Raw genomic sequence first — 19,179 nt, 5'->3', positions numbered from 1 at the left:
GATGAACAGCCGCAACGAACAGCTTTTCCAACGCCTGCTCGCCATGTTCATGGTCGAGGCGGAGGAACATGTCAGTTCGCTGGCCGTGTCGTTGCGCGAGTTGGAGGCAGGCGTCAGCGAGCAGCGGGCGCGGGAGCTGATTGAGAAGACCTTCCGCGAGGTTCACACGCTGAAAGGCGCGGCGCGCACCGTCAACCTGTCGCATCTGGTGGCGCTGTGCCATGCCATGGAATCGCTGCTGGCCCTGCTGAAGCGTGGGGAATTGCGGCTGGGGCCGGGCGTGGTGGCCGTGCTGGCCGACGGGTTCGCGGCCCTGCGCCGCATGGTCCCCAACGAGGTGAACGGCAATAGCCCGCCGCCCGTGGAGGGGCTGGACAATCTGATCGCGCGCCTGGAAGGGGCGGCCAAGGGGGAGGCGGCAGCCGAGGTCCCGGCACCGACTCCGGTGGTGGCACCCACGCTGCCCGCTCCCGTGGCCGCCCCCGTGGTGGAGGCGCCGAAGCCACTCCCGCCCGCACCGCCGCCGGCCCCGGCCAAGCGGGTGCAGGCCGAGGAACCGTTTGTGGCGGGGCCGCGCCAGACCCTGCGCGTGCCCATCGAGCGGCTGGATTTCCTGCTGCATCAGGCAGAGGAACTGATCAACGCCAAGCTGTCGGGCGGGGAGCGGGTGGCCGAGATCAAGGCGCTGGGCAGCGGTCTGACCGACCGGCTGCGCACGCGCCAGCGCCTGGACAGCGCGCATCAGGCGGAGCACGACGCCCAGACCTTGGCCTGGGTCGCCACGAAGCTGAGCCGGTTGGCGCTGGAAGCCGATCATGATGTGCGCGGCCTGTCCAAGGGGGTCGATAGTCTTCTGTCGGGCACGAAACAGGTTCTGATGCTGCCCGCCGGTACGCTTCTGGAGCCTGTTGCCCAGGATTTGCGTGACCTGTCACGCCGGCAGGGCAAGGATATACAGCTGGAACTGGCCGGTCAGGAGCTGGAGCTGGATCGCCGCGTGCAGGAGGAACTGCGCGAGGCGCTGCTGCATCTGGCGCGCAACGCCATCGACCACGGGATTGAGCGGCCCGAGGAGCGGGTGACGGCGGGCAAGCCGGCGCGGGCCACCATATCGCTGACCGTCAGCCAGCGCGATGGCGGGCGGGCGGAGATCGCCATCAGCGATGATGGGCGGGGCATGGATCTGGGCCGCCTGAGCCAGGAGGCGGTGCAGACGGGCCTTCTGGAGGCCGAGCAGGCGGCGGGTCTGGCGCCCGACCAGATCATGGCGCTGGCCTTTCAATCGGGCCTGTCGACCAGTGACGGGATCACGGATATTTCCGGGCGCGGCCTGGGTCTGGCCATCGTGCAGGAAAAGGTGGAACGGCTGGGCGGCACCGTCACGGTGGAAAGCCAGCCGGGGCGGGGCACGGTTTTCCGCCTGCTGCTGCCCGTCACCATGGCGGCGTTCCGGGTGGTGATGACGGCGGTCGGCGGCAATGTCTATGCCATGCCCACCAACCGCATCGAACGCGTGGGCCGCGTGGCCAGCCAGGATGTGCAGATGGTGGAAGGCCGGGAGATGCTGCGCATCGACGGGCGGCCCCTGGCGCTGGTCCGGCTGTCGGACCTGCTGCACCTGCCCGGCACGGGACCGTCGGGGGATTTCCGCGCCTATGTGGTGCTGGCCGCCGCCGGTCAGCGGCTGGCCGTGGAGGTCGAAACCGTCCTGGGCGAAGCGGAGATTTTGATGAAGCCGCTGGCCTGGCCCCTGACGCGGGTGCCGGGCGTGGCGGGGGCCGTGGCCCTGCCATCGGGGCGGCTGGGTTTCGTGCTGAATGTGCATGACCTGCTGCGTGCGGCGTTGCGGCCCGATTTCCAGGCAAGGGCGGCGCGACCGGTCACGGCCAATGCGGTGACGGTGCGCAAATCCATCCTGATCGCCGAGGATAGCATCACGGCCCGCACTCTGTTCAAACATGTGCTGGAAGCCGCCGGGTTCCGGGTGCGGACCTGTGTGGACGGGATGGAGGCGTGGAACGTCCTGGCCGGCGAGATGTTCGATCTTGTCGTGTCGGATGTGGAAATGCCGCGCATGAGCGGGTTCGAACTGATCGCCAATATCCGCCAGGATCCCCGCCTGTCGGAGATACCAGCCATCCTGATCACCTCGCTGGAAACGCGAGAGGATAGGGAGCGCGGGGTTGATGTCGGCGCCAGTGCCTATATCGTTAAAAAGAGTTTCGACCAGAGCGACCTGCTGGAGATCATCGGTCGCCTGATCTGAGGATATGCCGTGTGATCAAGGTTCTCGTCGCCGAGGATTCGCCCACCATCCGGGTGTTTCTGACCGCCATCCTGGAAAGCGAGCCCGATATCAAGGTCGTGGCCGCCGTTTCGGATGGCGCCGCCGCATTGGAGGCGGTGCGCCGGCTGAAGCCGGATGTGGTGACCATGGATATCCATATGCCGGGCCTGGACGGGTTTTCCGCCACGCGGGAAATCATGGAAACGGTGCCGGTCCCCATCGTCATCGTCAGCGGCGCCGTGCAGGACGAGGTGGCGGCCACCTTCAAGGCTGTGGAGGCAGGCGCCCTGGCCTTCATCCGCCGGCCCGCCGGTCTGGGCCATGATGATCATGAGCGGGAGGCCGAAGCGCTGGTGACCGCCGTCCGCCTGATGTCGGAAGTGAAAGTGGTGCGCCGCTGGAAACGCGCGCCGGCCATTGCCGAACGGGTCGCCGCCGTCGCGGCAGCGGCCAGCACCGGCCCGCGGGAGAAGGCACGGGTGGTGGCCATCGGGGCCAGCACGGGCGGGCCCATCGCCCTGCAGACCATCCTCAGCGCCCTGCCGGCGGAATTTCCCCTGCCCATCCTGGTGGTGCAGCATATTGCGCGCGGGTTTGTGACCGGGTTCGCAGAGTGGCTGAATGCCGGATGTGCATTACCGGTCACGGTCGCGCGCGATGGGGAAGAGGTAATGGGCGGCCATGTCTATGTGGCGCCCGATGACCGGCATATGGGCGTGGACGCCTATGGCCGCATCCAACTGATCGACAGCCCGCCCGAGGCCGGCCTGCGCCCCGCCGTGGGCCACCTGTTCCGGTCGGTGGCGGCCCAATATGGCGGGCGGTCCATCGGCGTGCTGCTGACCGGCATGGGGGCCGACGGGGCCGACGACCTGTGCGTGCTGCGCACGCTGGGCGCCGTCACCATCGCCCAGGACGCGGCCAGTTCGGTGGTGCATGGCATGCCGGGGGTGGCCATTGAGCGCGGCGGGGCCATGCATGTGCTGGCCCCGGCGGCGATTGCGGCGAAGTTGGTGGAGGTGGGGGGTTAAATCCGAGGATTATAAGGCAGGTCGTGTTTGCCAAAGAACTCCAACTCGTCGACCCAACCGTTAGCTTCGAGGCAAACCGCATAGTTTTCATAAGCAACTAATGGATGTATTAATGCTGGAGATTCCCTGAAATGAGAAAACAGCATCGAACAGTGATAGTCGAGAATTATTATATATTGTAAAAACTCATCGAAGTTCTCTTTGCCATGAATTTCCATTTCAAACAGCCCATCATCAGAATTGTAATACGAGTTGTTGAATTTTTGCTGAATGCCATTTACGCCAACAAAATTAGAGGTTTTTGATAATATATTTGACACAAAGGCGCATATTTGAGTTATTGCAAGGGTGTGGTCATTTTTCTTGGATTCTGTCTCAAAATTATTTGCCTGTCTTCGTTGTGCGATACTTGATGCAGCTAACTCCTTCCTCGTCGCCTCCAACTCCTCCCGCGTCAATCGCAGCTCCTTCAGCTGCAGCCGCAACGAACTCAGCAAGATCATAAAGCTGAAGAAGGCGAAGACCGAGTTCAGGGTGCCGCCGACGAAGTCGCCGAACTGGCCCCAGATGGCCGTGTCATCGGACAGGCTGCCCCGGAACTGGAAGAAATAGAGCGACCAGGCGGCGATGATCACCGCCACTGATACGGCCAGAATCCAGCCGGCATAATCGGCGATCTTTTCGATGAAGTCGGGTTTGTCGGGTGCCGCCGGCTCGCTCATCTTCGCCCTTCCGTGCTTTGGATGGTGGGGTGTTGCCACCATAGCGGGAAGGGGTGGGGCGGGGAAGGGATCGCTTGTAGCTCTCTCTCGTCATCCCGGCGCAAGCCGGGACCCAGGGGCCAAGCGCCCGACGGTTCGGTGGGGTTGATCAACGCGGTGTTGAGGTTTGGGCTTGTGGCTCTGGGTCCCGGCTTGCGCCGGGATGACGAGGGGGAGGAGGACGGGTGTGATGAGGCACAGCGAGAGGTATGGTGTTGGCCAAGATTATCTTGACCGCTAATTAAAAAGAGAAAATCATACAAGAATATCAATTTTTACTCAGAGCCGTTTCATGGCGTATGAGCGTGGGGGATATGTTTACATCCTGGCAAGTCAGCGCAATGGCACCCTCTATATTGGGGTGACGGCTGACCTTTGCCGACGGATTTGGGAGCATCGGGAAGGGTTGGTGCCGGGCTTCACGCGGCGATATGGCGTAAAGATTCTGGTCTATTACGAGCAATACGGAGAAATCGGTGGCGCCATCCGCCGTGAAAAGCAGCTGAAGGAATGGCGGCGGGTGTGGAAGATCGAACTGATCGAGAAGTATAACCCGCTGTGGAAGGATTTATATGCGACGCTGGCTTGAGGCGGGGGCCGGGTGCCTGGCCTGTCGGCGGCTTTGGTCCCGGCGGTGTTGAGGTTTGGGCTTGTGGCCCCTGGGTCCCGGCTTTCGCCGGGATGACGAAAAGGTGTCGGGATGACGAAAAGGGGGGATTGGGATGCCCTAAGCTCCCACCGGCCCCGTCGATTGCCGGACCATCAGTTCGAAGCCCAGTTGGCGCACGGGTTCGGGGTCGGTGTCGCCGATCAGGAGGTCGACGGCGGCGGCGGCCATGGCCATGGTGGGCTGGCGGATGGTGGTGAGCGGGGGCCAGATGACCTGGGCGATGGGGCTGTCATCGAAGCCGATGACGGAGAGGTCGCGGGGGACCTGCAGGCCGTGCTTGTTGGCGGCGGCGACCGTGGCGGCGGCCATGTCGTCATTGCCGGCGAAGATGGCGGTGGGGCGGTTGGGCAGGGCCAGCAGCTGTTCGGCGGCGGCGAAACCGCGTGCAAAGCTGAAATCGCCGGGAAGGACATGGTCGGGCGACGGGGTCAGGCCGCGTTCGGCGGCGGCATTCATGAAGCCGCGCCGGCGCAGTTCGGCGGCGCCATGGTCGGGATGGCCCAGGATCATGCCCAGCCGCGTATGGCCCAGATCGGCCAGATGATAGGCGGCCAGCCTTGCCGCCGCCTCATCATCCATATGCACATGGGGGGTGCGGGCGGGGTCGGTGCGGGGCGCGATGCGGACCAGGGGGACATTGGCCTGGGCAATGGCGTCAAGCACGTCCTGACGATCCACGATGGGCGGGGTGAGGATCAGTCCGTCCAGGCGGAAGCGCGCGGCGACCGACACCATCATGCGCGGCAGGTTGGGGTCATCCGCCTCGCACGGTTCGGTCAGCAGGTGGTAACCCTTCTCCTGACACCGCCTGATCGCGCCACCCATGATGTCGGCCATGTAGTTGCGCGACGGGTTGTCATAGAACAGGCCGATCAGATAGGAGCGGCGGCCCGCCAGCGAGCGGGCATTGGGATTGGGCCGGTAATCCAGATCGGCCACGGCGGCGCGCACGCGGGCCAGCGTGTCGTCGGCCACCCGCGCCTCATTGTTCAGCACGCGCGATACGGTCTTGGTCGAAACGCCGGCCACGCGGGCCACATCAAAGATCGTCGCCACACGCGGAAGCGGGCGGGCCGCGCCATTCTGCTGAATATCGGTCAAAGAACATTTCCTCCGCGCCGCAGGGGTACGTTGCCCCCTTGTGCCGTCGATAGTGTGGATAGCATGTTCAGGGAAGTCTGACAACGTTGTCTAGTCGCGTGTCGGGATCATTCAGCGTTGCCATGATTGCCTCCCCGGCGAAGGCCGGGGCCCAGGGGGTGCAGGCATCAACTTTTCCGCCTGCCTCGCGTTTAGCAGCATCAGCGTTGGGCACTTGGCCCCTGGGCCCCGGCCTTCGCCGGGCAGGCGATTAGGGGATGAGCCAGCAGGCTGGATCGGTTGTGCGGATTGGGTTAGGTTAACGCTAACAATTTCCAATAAGCCGGGGAGGATGGGATGCGGGTGATCAGGGGGCTGGTGCTGGCCGTGGTGCTGGCGGGGATGGGGGCAGGGACGGCGGTGGCGGCGGCCTGTGGGCCGGACGCGCTGGGCACCAGCCGGACCATCAGCTTGAAGCGCGGGGCCGGCGGGGCGTTCGGGACGGTGCAGCATGCGGCCCTGCCGGGGCTGGAGAAGGGCGAGGTGGTGCTGACCTTTGATGATGGGCCGGTGCCGGTGCTGACGCCGCAGGTTCTGGACGCGTTGAAGGCGGAATGCGCCAAGGCCACGTTTTTCATGACGGGCGGCAATCTGGACGCCCATCCGGACCTTGCCAAACGCGCCGTGGCTGAAGGGCATTCGGCGGGTATCCATAGCTATAGCCACCCGCATCTGGGCACGCTGGGTGAGGCTGCACAGTTGGATGATCTGGCGCGCACCCAGGCCGCCTATAAGCGGTTGTTCGGGGTGACCGCCGCGGCGTACCGGTTTCCGTTCCTGGAGGAGACGCCGGTGCTGATGACGGCGCTGGCCCGCGACGGGGTGGCGGTCTTCTCCATTGATCTGGCCATCACCGACTGGCAGCCGGCGGACACCACGCCCATGCTGGCCGAGCGGCTGTCCAAGGCGCTGGACGAGAAGGGCGGCGGCATCATCCTGATGCATGATGCCAACAAACCCACGGCGGACGCGATCGCCACCCTGCTGCGCGTGATCAAGCAGAAGGGGTACAGGCTGGTGCATGTGGTGTGGGAGGGGTGAGGCCAATCCGCCGAGGGCTTGCCCTTGGCTGATTGGAGGCTGGCGACTGTCAGCCCGGCGCCCATGCGCCGTTAGCCAAGGGCGCGGATGCGCCAGCCCGGCGACTGAGGGAACGGGTATAAGACTTCACCCTTCCGTCACCAGATCCTTATAGGCGTGCCAACTGGCATGGCCGATCAGGGGGAGGGTGACGATCAGGCCCACGAACAGGGTGGCGATGCCCACGGCGGTCAGGAAGACGATGATGAAGGCCCAGAGCGCCATGGCGGGCAGGTTGACCCGGACCGCCATGATGCTGGTCGCCATGGCGGTGAAGGCGTTGGTGCGGCGGTCCAGCAGCATGGGGATCGACACGACGGAAACCGCGAAAGCCACGCCGGCGAAGGCGGCACCGATTATGGTGCCGACGATCAGGAAGGGCAGGCTGGCCCCGCTTTGAAACAGGGTGGCGGTCAGGCTGTCCAGGGTCGGCGACAGATCAGCGAAGAACAGCGCATACATCAAGGTCGCCACCCGCACCCAGAACAGGTGCAGCAGCAGCAACAGCACACCCAGGAACCCGACCTGCAACGGGTTGACCTTCCATGCCTGCAGGGCGCGGCCCAGATCGGGCACGCGGCCAGCACCGATGTCCCGCGACGTGGCGTAAAGCCCGACGGCAATCAGCGGGGCCACCAGCGTGAAGCCCGAGGTCAAGGGCAGCATCAGCATGATATGGCCCGACCCCACCACCAGCAGGGTCAGGGCCAGGCTGAACGCCGCGATGATCGCGCCATAGGTCAGGCTGACCCGCCAGGCGGACCCCAGATCAGCCAGGCCCAATTGCAGCCAATGCCAGGGCCGGTCCACGGGAACATGACGGATATGGGGCACGGGTCCGCTGAATACAGGGACGGGGCCGGCATCATCTTCATGGTCGACAGTCATTTCCATCCCCAATAGTTCGCTGAGCTTCGCTTTTCGCGGCTTTTCTTGAGTATGGCAGGTTTTCAGGCGCTGGGAAGGGGGGCTATGCTTTTGGTGAATATTAGGGGTGTGAAAATCCCTTCGTCATCCCGGCGGAAGCCGGGATGACGTGGAGAGCGGGGGGATAACGGGTACCCCCCACCCCCTTGATCCCGCATCACCTTGATGTTCCGCGCCCGAACCATATGCGGGTTGATGCATGTCAATGCGCATCCCCCCTTCATGGCCCATGAAGGCAGGGTCGGGGATCGGGCATGGGTCCGGTCCTTATCCAAAAATTCCGCCGACACCGGGGGTTTGTCATGGGTGTAGCAATCGCCGACGGGGCGTATGGGGGCGTGGGCCAAACGGCCGCTCCCGTCGAGGCGTATCATGAGGACGTTGTCCGCGCCTTCGTCGTGGCCGCCATGTTCTGGGGCATCGCGGCGTTCGCCGCCGGTGTCTATATCGCTTTCCAGCTGGCCTTTCCCGACCTGAACTTAGGGTTGGAATGGACCACATTCGGGCGGCTGCGCCCGCTGCACACATCCGCCGCGATCTTCGCCTTCGGTGGTTCCGCCCTGATCGGGTCGTCGCTTTATGTGGTGCAGCGCACCTGCCGCGCACCCCTTTTTGGCGGGCGCGAATGGGGCTGGTTCATCTTCTTCGGTTACCAGCTGTTCATTGTCATGGCGGCCACCGGCTATCTGCTGGGGATTACCCAGGGCAAGGAATATGCCGAGCCGGAATGGTATGTCGATCTGTGGCTGACCATCGTCTGGGTCGTCTATCTGGTCGTGTTCGTGGGCACCATCATCAAGCGCCGCGAGCCGCATATCTATGTGGCCAACTGGTTCTATCTGGCCTTCATCATCACCATCGCCGTGCTGCATATCGTGAATAACGCGGCCCTGCCGGTCAGCCTGACGGGCACCAAGTCCTATGTGGCCTGGGCCGGGGTGCAGGATGCCATGATCCAGTGGTGGTACGGCCATAACGCGGTGGGCTTCTTCCTGACCGCCGGCTTCCTGGGCATGATGTATTATTTCATCCCCAAGGCGGCGGGTCGCCCGGTCTACAGCTACCGTCTGTCGATCATCCATTTCTGGGCGCTGATCTTCCTCTATATCTGGGCGGGTCCGCACCATCTGCACTATACGGCGCTGCCCGACTGGACGCAGACGCTGGGCATGGTGTTCTCGGTCATCCTGTGGATGCCAAGCTGGGGCGGCATGATCAACGGCATCATGACCCTGTCGGGCGCCTGGGACAAGCTGCGCACCGATCCGTCGCTCCGCTTCTCCGTCACCGCAGTCGGCTTCTATGGCATGAGCACGTTTGAAGGCCCGGTCATGTCGGTGAAGGCGGTCAACGGCCTGTCGCACTATACCGACTGGACCATCGGCCATGTGCATTCCGGCGCGCTGGGCTGGGTCGCCTTCATCTGCTTCGGCATGATCTATTATCTGGTGCCAGTCCTGTGGAACAAGCAGCGGCTTTATTCCGCCCGGCTGGTGGAATGGCACTTCTGGACCGCGACCATCGGCATCGTCTTCTACATCACCGCCATGTGGGTCAGCGGCATCATGCAGGGCCTGATGTGGCGCGCCTATGACGAGTACGGGTTCCTCCAGTACTCCTTCGTGGAGACGGTGCAGGCCATGCATCCCTACTACGTCATCCGTGGCATCGGCGGTCTGTTGTTCCTGACCGGCGCCATCCTGATGGTCATCAACCTGATCCGCACGGTCACCAGCAGCCCGGCCCTGGAGCCGGCGATGCAGGGTACCGCTGTGGCCGCCGAATAAGGGGGACGGAACCATGAAGTTCTCCCACGCGATCATCGAAAAGAACGTCATCCTGATGGCGGTGCTGACCCTGATCACCATCTCCATCGGGGGGCTGGTGCAGATCGTGCCGCTGTTCACCGTGGAAACCACCATCGAGCGGGTGGATGGGGTTCGTCCCTACAGCCCGCTGGAGCTGGCGGGCCGCAACATCTATATCCGTGAAGGCTGCTATCTCTGCCACAGCCAGCAGATCCGCACCTTCAAGGACGAGGTCGAGCGCTATGGCCATTACAGCCTGGCGGCCGAGAGCATGTATGACCACCCGTTCCAGTGGGGGTCAAAGCGCACCGGCCCCGATCTGGCGCGCGTTGGTGGCAAATATTCCAACGACTGGCATGTGGCGCATCTGAACAATCCGCGCGCCCTCGTGCCGGAATCGATCATGCCCACCTATCAGTTCCTGAACCGGCCGCTGAATTTCGACGATGCGGCGGAACATCTGAAGACGCTGCGCACGCTGGGTGTGCCCTACTCCGAGGATGACATCGCCAATGCCCAGAAGGACCTGAAGGTCCAGGCGGGCGCCCTGCCGGACGAGGATACGACGGCCCTCATGGCCCGCTATCCCAAGGCCAAGCTGGGTGATTTCGACGGCAAGCCGGAACAGGTGACGGAGATGGACGCCCTGGTCGCGTATCTCCAGATGCTGGGCACGCTGGTCGATTTCACCAAGATCAATCCCGAAGATCTGAAGCAGTGAGGGGGATGTGATGCATGAACTTCTCCCCCTTCTGAAACAGCTCTGGCTGGTCTGGTTCCTGGTTCTGTTCTTAGGAATCGTGTTCTGGGCCTTTCGGCCCGGTGCCAAGCGCCGGTTTGAGGCCGACGCCATGATCCCCCTGAACGACGATCCCAGCCCCGCCCGAAACAACAGGTGATCCCATGCCGACAAAGATCGAAAAGGACGCCACCACGGGCACGGACACGACGGGCCATGAGTGGGATGGCATCAAGGAACTGAACACGCCGCTGCCGAAATGGTGGCTCTACACCTTCTATGCCTGCATCGTCTGGGGCGTGATCTATACGGTCCTGTTCCCGTCCTGGCCCACCCTGTCCAGCCATTTTGGCGGCACCGCCGGCTATTCACGGCGTGCGGAGGTGGCGGAGACGCTGGCGGCGCAGAAAGCCGGCCAGGCCGAGATCCGTGAAAAGATCGTGGCCATGGACATTGACAGCATCCGCAAGGACCCGGCCCTGATGGGCTATGTCCAGGCGGCGGGCCGCGTGGCCTTTGCCGATAATTGCGCCGGTTGTCACGGTGCCGGCGGTGCGGGGGCCGTGGGCTTCCCCACGCTGGCCGATGATGACTGGATCTGGGGCGGCAAGCCGGATCAGATCCTTCAGACCATCACCTATGGCATCCGCAACGCCAATGAGAACAGCCGCGTGTCGGACATGCCGCGCTTTGGCGCCGATGGGCTGCTGACCAAGGAACAGATCGGTGATGTCGCCGATTATGTCCTGTCGCTGTCGGGCAATGAAGGCAAGGCCGACGCCATCGAACGCGGGGCGGTGGTGTTTGCCGAGAACTGTGCCGCCTGTCACGGCGAGAAGGGCGAAGGCGTCCAGGATATGGGCGGCCCCCGCCTGTCGGACGGCATCTGGCTGTATGGTGGCGACCGCAAAACGGTGGTGGAGACCATTACCTATGCACGTCGCGGCAACATGCCGGCCTGGATCGAACGCCTGGACCCGGCCACGGTGAAGGTGCTGGCCACCTATGTTCATGCGCTGGGGGGTGGGCAGTAGTTTTACGCCCCCTCAAACGCCGGGCGCCGCCATCCGGCGGCTTGGCTTCACGCGGCATGGGCCGTGCGGCGGCAGTCGCCGCCGGACCATCGGTCAAGGTTTTGACCGATAGTCTCCAACCCTTTTGCCCCCACCCAACTTGCACCCCGCCGGAGAGAGACCGGCGGGGTGTTTTGTTTTGTCAGGTCCGGGGTGTGGCCTTGGGCGGTGGCCGCAGCGCCTTGATGGCGGTCAGTACTTGGCGAAGCAGGCTGGCCGGGATCTCGCCATAGACAAAGCTTCCGGACCGGTTGGGGATCGGGTGCAGGTCGAAGCCGGGCCAGATGGTTACATTCAAATCGTCAATGATGATCCAGGAGGCCTGCTCGTCCAGGCCAAGGTGCATTTTCACCTTTGGCGGAATAGGCACGCCCCGTCCCTGTGGCGGTTCGCTGTGGGTGATCGGCACGATGTAGGCGCGCAAATCGCCGCCGCCTGTTCCGACCGCGATGATCAGGCAGGGGCGCACTTTTCGTCCCGTCTCCTCCCCCCGCTCAAACTGGTTGCGCCAGAGGTACGAGAAATGGACGACCAGCCCCGGTGCCGGGGGCGGCAGGACCATTATTCAGGCCCGCCCATCAGATGATCCAGTTTGTGGGCATCGGCACTGGGCTCCGCACGGTCGATATCGGCCCACATATCCTCCGTCAACTCACCCGGATGATAGGCTTGCCGCGCGGCCTTGGCCTGCTGAAGGATTTCGAAATCCTCGGCGGAGACATAATAGCCGACAACTTTCCCATAAGAGGTGACGGCAACCTCTTCCCGCTGGACCTTGCGCTGATAGGTACCAAACTGCCGGACAAACTCGGCTGACGTGACCATAACCATGTTAGCTTCTCCGGTTACGCATCTTCTGTATTTTACGTAAGATTTGGCGCTGAGCAAGCGTCGTATGGTCCAAACGGTTCCCCCCTGCGACCAAACATCCCCATCCCAATCATTCCCCCGTCATTTGATTTATCGCAACGCGCGCCGGATCGCAGAGGCCTAGGGTACGGTCAGGGTGGGTTGCCCACCGAACTGTTCATGACCGTTTCCAAGGGGTGCCCCGATGGCCGGGCCGGAGACATTGCTGGAGAAGGCGGCGGCTGCCGATGCGGCGCAGGCGGCGTTTGAGAATGGGGCGGGGCGCAAGCCGGTGGCGGCGCCCAAGGGGGGCGATGTGCCGCCGCCCTCGCTCTATGCCGCGCGGGTCAAGGTGCAGCCCAAATCGGTGACGGGCAAGTACCGCACCATCAAATGGGCGGTCCTGATCTTCTGCCTGACGCTCTACTACCTTGCCCCGTGGGTGCGTTGGGACCGGGGGCCGGAGGCGCCGTCGCAGGCCTTGCTGATCGATATCGCGGCGCCGCGCGCCTATCTGTTCGGGATCGAGATCTGGCCGCAGGAGGTCTATTTCATCACGGGTCTGCTGGTGATGGGCTCGCTGGGCCTGTTCCTGGTCACTTCCCTGTTCGGGCGGCTGTGGTGTGGCTATGCCTGTCCGCAGACGGTGTGGACCGACCTGTTCATGCTGGTCGAACGCTGGATCGAGGGCGACCGCGGCGCGCGCATGCGCCTGGACAAGGCGCCGATGAGTGTGGGGAAATTCACCAAGCGTGCGGCCAAGCATGCGGCCTGGCTGCTGATCGCGCTGGCGACGGGCGGTGCCTGGGCGCTGTATTTCAACGATGCGCCGACCTTTGTGGTGGAGTTCTTTACGGGCCAAGCGACGCTGGTCCAGTATTTCTTCGTGGGCCTGTTCACGGCCACCACCTATGTCCTGGCCGGATGGGCGCGCGAGCAGGTCTGTACCTATATGTGCCCCTGGCCGCGTTTCCAGGCCGCCATGCTGGACGATCAGTCGATGGTGGTGACCTATGAGCGCTGGCGCGGGGAGAAGCGCGGGCCGCATAAGGCGGGCACCAGCTGGGACGGGCGCGGCGACTGTATCGATTGCGGGCAGTGCGTGGCCGTCTGTCCCACGGGCATCGATATCCGTGACGGGTTGCAGCTGGAATGTATCGGCTGCGGCCTGTGCATCGACAGCTGCAACCAGATCATGGACAAGGTCGGCCGCCCGCGGGAGCTGATCACCTTTGATACCGAGGCGCGGCAGCAGGCGCGCGCCAAGGGTGGGCGGGCCAGATGGAAGATCATGCGGCCGCGCACCATCCTCTATGCAGGACTGCTGGTCCTGGTCGCTTCGGTGATGCTGACGGCATTGCTGCTCCGGACGACCGTGGAAGTGAATGTGTTGCGTGACCGGGCACCCCTGTTCGTGACATTGTCGGATGGTGGGGTGCGCAATGGCTATACGTTGAAGGTTCTGAACAAGCGGCGGGAGTCGGTGGATTTCCTTTTGGGCCTGAAAGGCATGAAGGAAGGGCATCTGCTGGTCCAGGATGTGGGCGAGGCGGGGGACGGCCAGTCGGTGATCCTGCCCGTGAAGCCCGACAAGGTGGCCACCTTCCGCGTGTTCGTGACCGCCCCGCCCGACAAGGAACGGGATGAGCGGGTGGAGATTGAATTCGTGCTGACCAACCCGGTGCGCGGGGAGGGCGACGCCTATGACGCGGTGTTCGTCGGCCCGCATGTTCGCCACCATCACGACAGGGATTGAGCCATGGCCATGACCATCGATCAACCACGCAAGAGCAACTGGATCCCCTGGGTCTTTGTGGGTGCCATGCTGGTCGTCATCCTCGTCAATGCCGTGATGGTGACCTATGCCATCAATTCCTATTCCGGGCTGGCCGTGGACAAGCCCTATGAACGGGGCGTGCATTACAACGACGTGCTGGCGGCCCAGAAGGGCCAGGACGCGCTGGGCTGGCGCGTGTCGGTGAATGTGGAGGCGGGACAGCTGGTCCTGCGCATCCAGGACCGGGACGGGCAGCCGCTGGATCATGTGGGGATCACGGGCCGGCTGGAACGGCCCGTCAGCAATGACGCACCCCTGCCCCTGGGCTTTACAGCCACGGGGGAGGGGCGGTTTGTTGCACCGCTGAACACGCCGCATCCCGGCCAGTGGGATGTGAAGGCGGCCCTGCGCCATGGTGACGAGCAATATCTGCTGGTACAGCGGATCATGGTGACGAAATGAGCCTCGCCACATCCTCCGCGATCGTGACCGATCACGTGCACGAAACGGGCTGTATCCATTGCGGGCAGCCGGTGGCGGTGGGGGAACGTTTCTGCTGCACGGGTTGTGCGGGTGCCTATGCCCTGATCCATGATCTGGGGCTGGATGCCTATTACGCGCGCCGTGACGCCAATGCCCCGGCCCCGGCGGGGGAAGAGGTGGCGGCACTGGACCTGTCGGGGGCGGTGGAGACGCTGCCGGACGGGGCGCAGTGCCTGCGGCTGGTCGTGGATGGGGTGACCTGCGGGGCCTGTGTCTGGCTGATCGAAAGTGCCCTGCGCCGGGAGGCGGGCGTGACGGCGGCGCGCGTGAACCTGACGACGCGACGCCTGTCGGTGACGTGGCGCGACGGCGCGCCGGATATGGCGGGGCATCTGGCCGGGATCGTGCGGCGGCTGGGTTATCGCCCCGCCGTGGCGGGGACGGAAGGTGCGGACGATCCGCAGAAGAAATCCGAACGCGAACTGGTGCGGGCCATGGCGGTGGCCGGGTTCGGCATGATGAATATCATGCTGCTGTCGGTGTCGGTCTGGTCCGGGCATGCCGGCAGCATGGGCGATGCCACGCGCACCCTGATGCATTGGCTGTCGGCCCTGATCGCCGTGCCGGTCGTGGCCTATGCCGCACGGCCCTTCTTCCGGTCGGCCATCAATGCGCTGAAGGCCGGTCGGACCAATATGGATGTGCCCATCTCCCTGGGCGTGACGCTGGCCACCAGTGTCAGCCTGTGGGAGACGGCGCGGCAGGGGGAACATGCGTACTTTGATGGCGCCGTCATGCTGCTGTTCTTCCTGCTGGTGGGGCGGTTCCTGGATGCCCGTGCGCGGGGTCGGGCACGGTCTGCGGCGGAACATCTGCTGGCGCTGGGCCGCGCACCGGTGATGATGCTGAACGAGGCGGGCATGGCCGTGCCCACGGCCCCGGCGCAGGTGCCGGTGGGGGCCATTGTCCTGGTCGCCGTGGGCGAGCGGATCGGCGTGGATGGGGCCGTGGCGGACGGGGTGTCGGATATCGACACCTCGCTGGTCACCGGTGAAAGCCATCCGCAGCCGGTGCGGCCCGGCGACACGCTGTTTGCCGGCATGGTCAATCTGTCGGCCCCGCTGCGCGTGACGGTGACGGCGCGGGGCGAGGGCACATTGTTGGCCGAGATCGTGCGCCTGATGGAGGCCGCCGAACAGGGCCGCGCGCGGTATGTGGCCCTGGCCGACCGGGTGGCGCGGGCCTATACGCCCGTGGTTCATACCGCCGCCCTGGCTACCTTCCTGATCTGGGTGCTGGGCGTCGGGATTGCCTGGCAGCAGGGGCTGTTCATCGCGGTGGCGGTGCTGATCATCACCTGCCCCTGTGCCCTGGCGCTGGCCGTGCCGGCGGTGCAGGTGGTGGCGACGGGGCGGCTGCTGCGCGGCGGCATCCTGCTGAAATCGGCCACGGCGCTGGAACGGCTGACCAAGGTGGACACTATCGTCTTTGACAAGACAGGCACGCTGACCCTGGGGCGGCCCGACCTTCTGCCGGATGGCGCACGGGATGCGGCGGACCTGGAGCTGGCGGGCAGCCTCGCGCGGGCCAGCCGGCACCCGCTGTCGCGGGCCATCGCGCGGGCCGCAGGGCCGGGGCCGGTGGCGGACGGGGTGCGCGAGGTGCCGGGGGCCGGCCTGGAATGGCAGGGGCCGGACGGCATGGTGCGCCTGGGACGGCGTGGCTTTGTCGGGCCGGTCAGCGTGCCGGGCAGCATCATCGAGGGGCCGGAACTGTGGCTGGCGCGCCCTGGCCGGCAGCCACAACGCTTCACCTTTGCCGATGCGCCGCGTGCCGATGCCGTGACCGTGGTCGCGACCCTGCGCCGCAAGGGATACCGGCTGGCCCTGATTTCCGGCGACCGGGAACCGGTGGTGGCCGCCATGGCGGCGCGCCTGGGCATTGAGGACTGGCAGGCGGGCGTGGACCCGGCGGGCAAGGCAGCGGCATTGGCCGCGATGAAGGATGAGGGCCGCCATGTCCTGATGGTCGGCGATGGGCTGAACGATGCGGCGGCCCTGTCGGCGGCTGATGTCTCCGCCTCCCCCGGCAGTGCCGTTGATGTGGCGCAGACCGCCGCCGATGCCGTGTTCCAGGGCGACCTTCTGGCCCCGCTGGCAGAGCTTTTGACGGTGGCGCGCAAGGCCGACCGGCTGGTGCTGCAGAATCTGGGCTTCTCGCTTCTTTATAACCTGTGCGCGGTGCCCATCGCCATGCTGGGCCATGCCACACCGCTGATCGCGGCACTGGCCATGTCCTCCTCCTCGCTGGTGGTGCTGGGCAATGCGCTGAGGTTGTCTCGTTTTCCTCAATCGCCGGCGCTGCATCCGCAGCTTGGGCGACGCGGCACGGGCCGCGCGGCGGCGGTCGCCGCCGGTACTGTTTCCGGCCAACCGGAAACAGCGCCAAGGGAGATACGTGGATGACCAGCCTGCTGTTCCTGATCCCCATCGCGCTGGGCATGGGCCTGATCGGCCTTCTGGCCTTTCTGTGGTCCGTGCGCAGTGGACAGTTCGAAGACCTGGACGGGGCCGGCGCCCGCGTCCTGTTCGATGATGAGCGGCCCCTGCCGCCCAGCCCACCCCACCCGAAATCGGATAGTTAATTAGGAGAGTATCATGATCGGTAACGTTTCGTTGCGCCTGTTGGGCATTGTGCTCGGCTTTGTGGGCCTGTTCCTGGCGGCGGGCGCCAAGGATCCGGGCATGTTCCTGGGCGGGATGCTGTTCTGCCTGTTCGGAGTCGCGCTGAATTTCTGGTTGATCGCCCAGGATTATCCGCACGGTACGCAAAGGGTATAAGCAGGAAAAGGGGATGCCTTGCCTTGGCATCCCCTTGTTTTCGGCGCGCATGCTTCATTTTTTGTTTACCACGCCTATTTCCCGCTTCGTCCCCTGTTTGGAATCGGTGTAATAATCACTGCTGAATTGACAAGGCGCGCCGGGGACCATGCAAGGGCAAATGGTTGCAAGCGATAAGGTCTGTTGGCCGGAGATGCTGCGTCTGGTGCGCGGCACCCGGTTCTGGACCTTTGCCCAGATGGCGGCCCAGCTGAAGGTCCCGCCCAGCACCCTTCACCGCTGGGAAAGTGGCGCTGATATGCCCGATCTGTCGGCCCAGCGTCTGGTCCGCGATCTTCTGGAACAGCCCGTGGGCACGGCGGACCTGTGTTCGCAAATCCGGCATGGTAAGGCCCCGCGCCATGTGTTCCGCACCGACCGCGACCCCCTGGCCGGCAAGCCCAGCCGTATTTTGGAAGTCAGCGATACGCTGGTTGCCGATCAGCCGTTCGGTCGTGATGTGTTTTTTGCCAACCGTACCCAGCAGCAGGCCGAGCTGACGGCGGAGATCGACGCCATGCTGAACGCCCAGGGGCGGTTCTTTGGCGGGGAGATGGCGGTGGCCACCGTCCGCATGATCTGGCTGCAATATGTGCAGGGGGGCATGACGGTGCGCCATGCCCTGACCCGCTGGGTGCCCATGAAGCTGGCCGATGGCACGCCGGTCTGCATTTATGAACGCCGCACGGTAACGCCGTCGGCCTATATGTCGCTGCCCGCCCTGCCGGTTTTCACGTCGCTGGATTGCCTTGTGTCGTGAGGCATGCGCCCGCATTGACCCGCGGGGGCGATTGATCTAATGGCTGACGCTATGTCTACCCATCCCGATGAAGCCGCACCCGGCCCGCCGCTGATCCTGTCACTGGCCATCGACCGGTTGCGGCCCCGGCCCGATCAGCCGCGCAAATATTTCGATCTGGACGCGCTGGACGAACTGGCCGGCAGCATGGCGCGCGTCGGCATCCTGCACCCGCTGCTGGTGCGGGTGGCGGAAGGGGAGCTGGGGCTTTACGACATCGTGGCCGGTGAGCGGCGCTGGCGCGCGGCGCGCAAGCTGGGCTGGGACTGGCTGCCCGTTCTGGTCACGACGGGCGATGTCGATGAGATCAGCCTGATCGAGAATTTGCAGCGCCAGGAGCTGAACGCCCTGGAAGAGGCGGGTGCGTTGCAGCGCCTGATGGACAAGCATCATTACACGCAGGACGCGCTGGGCCGGGCCATCGGTCGCACCCAGGGGCAGATCAGTTCCACCCTGCGCCTGCTGACCCTGCATCCCGACATCCTGAAAACCTATCCGCAGCATGAGCGGCAGATTTCGCGGTCCATGCTGGTCGAACTGGCCACCATTGATGAGCCGGAACGCCAGATGGCGCTGTGGGACCGCGCCTGTCAGGGGTCGCTGACGGTGCGCGCGATTCGCGCCGAGAAGGCGGGCAACGCCCCCGCCAACCCGGCCACGGCAGGCCTGTCCAGCGACAAGGTGACGGTGGCCCTGCGCCATGTGGACCGCACCGTCACGGCGCTGGAACAGCTGAAAGTGGGGCCATCGGGCCTGACCGACGGGCAGCGCGCGCATCTGGCCGCCCTGACGCGGCGCATCAGCGCCCTGATGGGCTGATCGCGTTCAATAATTGCATTGCCGCAACCTTGCGGCCCCCGCATGCTTGTGTACGGG

General features: G+C 64.6%; 20 protein-coding genes. 15 read left to right on the top strand and 5 right to left on the bottom strand.

Annotated features, from left to right (window positions below; genetic code table 11):
* Position 1 precedes the first annotated feature (1 nt).
* Together ACODSP_RS16960 and cheB are read left to right on the top strand one after the other, a co-directional pair.
* Entirely contained in the window at positions 2-2,266 is a 2,265-nt protein-coding gene (locus ACODSP_RS16960) for a hybrid sensor histidine kinase/response regulator (RefSeq protein WP_488966745.1), read from the top strand.
* 11 nt (positions 2,267-2,277) lie between these two features.
* Entirely contained in the window at positions 2,278-3,318 is a 1,041-nt protein-coding gene (gene cheB / locus ACODSP_RS16955; RefSeq protein WP_488966744.1) for a chemotaxis-specific protein-glutamate methyltransferase CheB, read from the top strand.
* Here the strand turns inward: cheB and ACODSP_RS16950 are convergent.
* Complete coding sequence (locus tag ACODSP_RS16950) at positions 3,315-4,040, bottom strand: hypothetical protein (RefSeq protein ID WP_488966743.1); 726 nt, start codon at positions 4,038-4,040, stop codon at positions 3,315-3,317. The genes cheB and ACODSP_RS16950 overlap by 4 nt on opposite strands.
* A gap of 331 nt (positions 4,041-4,371) precedes the next feature.
* Between ACODSP_RS16950 and ACODSP_RS16945 the strand changes: the two genes are divergently transcribed.
* Entirely contained in the window at positions 4,372-4,668 is a 297-nt protein-coding gene (locus ACODSP_RS16945) for a GIY-YIG nuclease family protein (RefSeq protein WP_488966742.1), read from the top strand.
* A gap of 138 nt (positions 4,669-4,806) precedes the next feature.
* On the opposite strand, the gene ACODSP_RS16940 is transcribed toward ACODSP_RS16945, so the two are convergent.
* Positions 4,807-5,850, bottom strand: coding sequence for a LacI family DNA-binding transcriptional regulator (locus tag ACODSP_RS16940; RefSeq protein ID WP_488966741.1), 1,044 nt, complete (start codon positions 5,848-5,850; stop codon positions 4,807-4,809).
* 336 nt (positions 5,851-6,186) lie between these two features.
* Between ACODSP_RS16940 and ACODSP_RS16935 the strand changes: the two genes are divergently transcribed.
* A complete protein-coding gene (locus tag ACODSP_RS16935) occupies positions 6,187-6,930 on the top strand; it encodes a polysaccharide deacetylase family protein (protein ID WP_488966740.1) in 744 nt (247 codons plus the stop codon).
* A 126-nt stretch (positions 6,931-7,056) separates the two neighbouring features.
* On the opposite strand, the gene ACODSP_RS16930 is transcribed toward ACODSP_RS16935, so the two are convergent.
* Entirely contained in the window at positions 7,057-7,857 is an 801-nt protein-coding gene (locus ACODSP_RS16930; RefSeq protein WP_488966739.1) for a DUF2189 domain-containing protein, read from the bottom strand.
* Positions 7,858-8,198: 341 nt separating this feature from the next.
* Here ACODSP_RS16930 and ccoN point away from each other — a divergent pair, with 341 nt between their 5' ends.
* Genes ccoN through ccoP form a run of 4 tightly spaced genes read left to right on the top strand, consistent with a single transcriptional unit; the run spans position 8,199 to position 11,477 of the window.
* Positions 8,199-9,683 carry a cytochrome-c oxidase, cbb3-type subunit I gene (ccoN, locus tag ACODSP_RS16925; RefSeq protein WP_488966738.1) on the top strand — a complete coding sequence of 495 codons (1,485 nt, stop codon included), beginning with the start codon at positions 8,199-8,201 and terminating at the stop codon, positions 9,681-9,683.
* Between the two features lie 13 nt (positions 9,684-9,696).
* Positions 9,697-10,425: a cytochrome-c oxidase, cbb3-type subunit II gene (gene ccoO / locus ACODSP_RS16920; RefSeq protein ID WP_488966737.1), complete on the top strand. Its 729-nt coding sequence runs from the start codon at positions 9,697-9,699 to the stop codon at positions 10,423-10,425.
* A 10-nt stretch (positions 10,426-10,435) separates the two neighbouring features.
* Complete coding sequence (locus tag ACODSP_RS16915) at positions 10,436-10,603, top strand: cbb3-type cytochrome oxidase subunit 3 (protein ID WP_488966736.1); 168 nt, start codon at positions 10,436-10,438, stop codon at positions 10,601-10,603.
* A 4-nt stretch (positions 10,604-10,607) separates the two neighbouring features.
* Positions 10,608-11,477, top strand: coding sequence for a cytochrome-c oxidase, cbb3-type subunit III (ccoP, locus tag ACODSP_RS16910; RefSeq protein ID WP_488966735.1), 870 nt, complete (start codon positions 10,608-10,610; stop codon positions 11,475-11,477).
* Between the two features lie 181 nt (positions 11,478-11,658).
* Here the strand turns inward: ccoP and ACODSP_RS16905 are convergent, their stop codons facing one another.
* Both ACODSP_RS16905 and ACODSP_RS16900 read right to left on the bottom strand, forming a co-directional pair.
* Complete coding sequence (locus ACODSP_RS16905) at positions 11,659-12,078, bottom strand: hypothetical protein (RefSeq protein ID WP_488966734.1); 420 nt, start codon at positions 12,076-12,078, stop codon at positions 11,659-11,661.
* Positions 12,078-12,347, bottom strand: coding sequence for a type II toxin-antitoxin system Phd/YefM family antitoxin (locus ACODSP_RS16900; RefSeq protein WP_488966733.1), 270 nt, complete (start codon positions 12,345-12,347; stop codon positions 12,078-12,080). Before ACODSP_RS16900 ends, ACODSP_RS16905 begins: the two co-directional genes overlap by 1 nt.
* A 223-nt stretch (positions 12,348-12,570) precedes the next feature.
* Between ACODSP_RS16900 and ccoG the strand changes: the two genes are divergently transcribed.
* The 7 genes from ccoG to ACODSP_RS16865 all read left to right on the top strand — a co-directional run bounded on the left by ccoG (position 12,571) and on the right by ACODSP_RS16865 (position 19,122).
* Positions 12,571-14,121: a cytochrome c oxidase accessory protein CcoG gene (gene ccoG, locus ACODSP_RS16895; protein WP_488966732.1), complete on the top strand. Its 1,551-nt coding sequence runs from the start codon at positions 12,571-12,573 to the stop codon at positions 14,119-14,121.
* 3 nt (positions 14,122-14,124) lie between these two features.
* Positions 14,125-14,604 carry a FixH family protein gene (locus tag ACODSP_RS16890; protein WP_488966731.1) on the top strand — a complete coding sequence of 160 codons (480 nt, stop codon included), beginning with the start codon at positions 14,125-14,127 and terminating at the stop codon, positions 14,602-14,604.
* On the top strand, positions 14,601-17,090 hold the full coding sequence (locus ACODSP_RS16885) for a heavy metal translocating P-type ATPase (protein ID WP_488966730.1): 2,490 nt from the start codon (positions 14,601-14,603) through the stop codon (positions 17,088-17,090). The genes ACODSP_RS16890 and ACODSP_RS16885 overlap by 4 nt, the downstream gene beginning before the upstream one ends.
* On the top strand, positions 17,087-17,269 hold the full coding sequence (ccoS, locus tag ACODSP_RS16880; RefSeq protein ID WP_488966729.1) for a cbb3-type cytochrome oxidase assembly protein CcoS: 183 nt from the start codon (positions 17,087-17,089) through the stop codon (positions 17,267-17,269). Before ACODSP_RS16885 ends, ccoS begins: the two co-directional genes overlap by 4 nt.
* A gap of 13 nt (positions 17,270-17,282) precedes the next feature.
* Positions 17,283-17,465 (top strand): hypothetical protein, encoded by a 183-nt coding sequence (locus ACODSP_RS16875; RefSeq protein WP_488966728.1) that lies wholly within the window; start codon positions 17,283-17,285, stop codon positions 17,463-17,465.
* Positions 17,466-17,625: 160 nt separating this feature from the next.
* On the top strand, positions 17,626-18,264 hold the full coding sequence (locus tag ACODSP_RS16870; protein WP_488966727.1) for a helix-turn-helix domain-containing protein: 639 nt from the start codon (positions 17,626-17,628) through the stop codon (positions 18,262-18,264).
* A gap of 39 nt (positions 18,265-18,303) precedes the next feature.
* Positions 18,304-19,122, top strand: a complete 819-nt coding sequence (locus ACODSP_RS16865) for a ParB/RepB/Spo0J family partition protein (RefSeq protein WP_488966726.1) — start codon at positions 18,304-18,306, stop codon at positions 19,120-19,122.
* The last annotated feature ends 57 nt before the right edge of the window (positions 19,123-19,179 follow it).

The sequence above is a fragment of the Niveispirillum sp. FG156 genome, assembly GCF_057809555.1.
Note: the sequence above shows the minus strand (reverse complement) of the source record. Positions and strands in the feature narration are given on the sequence as shown.

What these genes read in the sequence shown, in the direction of transcription:
- ACODSP_RS16960 (WP_488966745.1), top strand. Translation starts at nt 2, where the DNA reads ATGAACAGCCGCAACGAACAGCTTTTCCAACGCCTGCTCGCCATGTTC.
- ACODSP_RS16950 (WP_488966743.1), bottom strand. Translation starts at nt 4,040, where the DNA reads ATGAGCGAGCCGGCGGCACCCGACAAACCCGACTTCATCGAAAAGATC.
- ACODSP_RS16945 (WP_488966742.1), top strand. Translation starts at nt 4,372, where the DNA reads ATGGCGTATGAGCGTGGGGGATATGTTTACATCCTGGCAAGTCAGCGC.
- ACODSP_RS16935 (WP_488966740.1), top strand. Translation starts at nt 6,187, where the DNA reads ATGCGGGTGATCAGGGGGCTGGTGCTGGCCGTGGTGCTGGCGGGGATG.
- ACODSP_RS16930 (WP_488966739.1), bottom strand. Translation starts at nt 7,857, where the DNA reads ATGACTGTCGACCATGAAGATGATGCCGGCCCCGTCCCTGTATTCAGC.
- ccoN (WP_488966738.1), top strand. Translation starts at nt 8,199, where the DNA reads ATGGGTGTAGCAATCGCCGACGGGGCGTATGGGGGCGTGGGCCAAACG.
- ccoO (WP_488966737.1), top strand. Translation starts at nt 9,697, where the DNA reads ATGAAGTTCTCCCACGCGATCATCGAAAAGAACGTCATCCTGATGGCG.
- ACODSP_RS16915 (WP_488966736.1), top strand. Translation starts at nt 10,436, where the DNA reads ATGCATGAACTTCTCCCCCTTCTGAAACAGCTCTGGCTGGTCTGGTTC.
- ccoP (WP_488966735.1), top strand. Translation starts at nt 10,608, where the DNA reads ATGCCGACAAAGATCGAAAAGGACGCCACCACGGGCACGGACACGACG.
- ACODSP_RS16905 (WP_488966734.1), bottom strand. Translation starts at nt 12,078, where the DNA reads ATGGTCCTGCCGCCCCCGGCACCGGGGCTGGTCGTCCATTTCTCGTAC.
- ACODSP_RS16900 (WP_488966733.1), bottom strand. Translation starts at nt 12,347, where the DNA reads ATGGTTATGGTCACGTCAGCCGAGTTTGTCCGGCAGTTTGGTACCTAT.
- ccoG (WP_488966732.1), top strand. Translation starts at nt 12,571, where the DNA reads ATGGCCGGGCCGGAGACATTGCTGGAGAAGGCGGCGGCTGCCGATGCG.
- ACODSP_RS16890 (WP_488966731.1), top strand. Translation starts at nt 14,125, where the DNA reads ATGGCCATGACCATCGATCAACCACGCAAGAGCAACTGGATCCCCTGG.
- ACODSP_RS16885 (WP_488966730.1), top strand. Translation starts at nt 14,601, where the DNA reads ATGAGCCTCGCCACATCCTCCGCGATCGTGACCGATCACGTGCACGAA.
- ccoS (WP_488966729.1), top strand. Translation starts at nt 17,087, where the DNA reads ATGACCAGCCTGCTGTTCCTGATCCCCATCGCGCTGGGCATGGGCCTG.
- ACODSP_RS16875 (WP_488966728.1), top strand. Translation starts at nt 17,283, where the DNA reads ATGATCGGTAACGTTTCGTTGCGCCTGTTGGGCATTGTGCTCGGCTTT.
- ACODSP_RS16870 (WP_488966727.1), top strand. Translation starts at nt 17,626, where the DNA reads ATGGTTGCAAGCGATAAGGTCTGTTGGCCGGAGATGCTGCGTCTGGTG.
- ACODSP_RS16865 (WP_488966726.1), top strand. Translation starts at nt 18,304, where the DNA reads ATGGCTGACGCTATGTCTACCCATCCCGATGAAGCCGCACCCGGCCCG.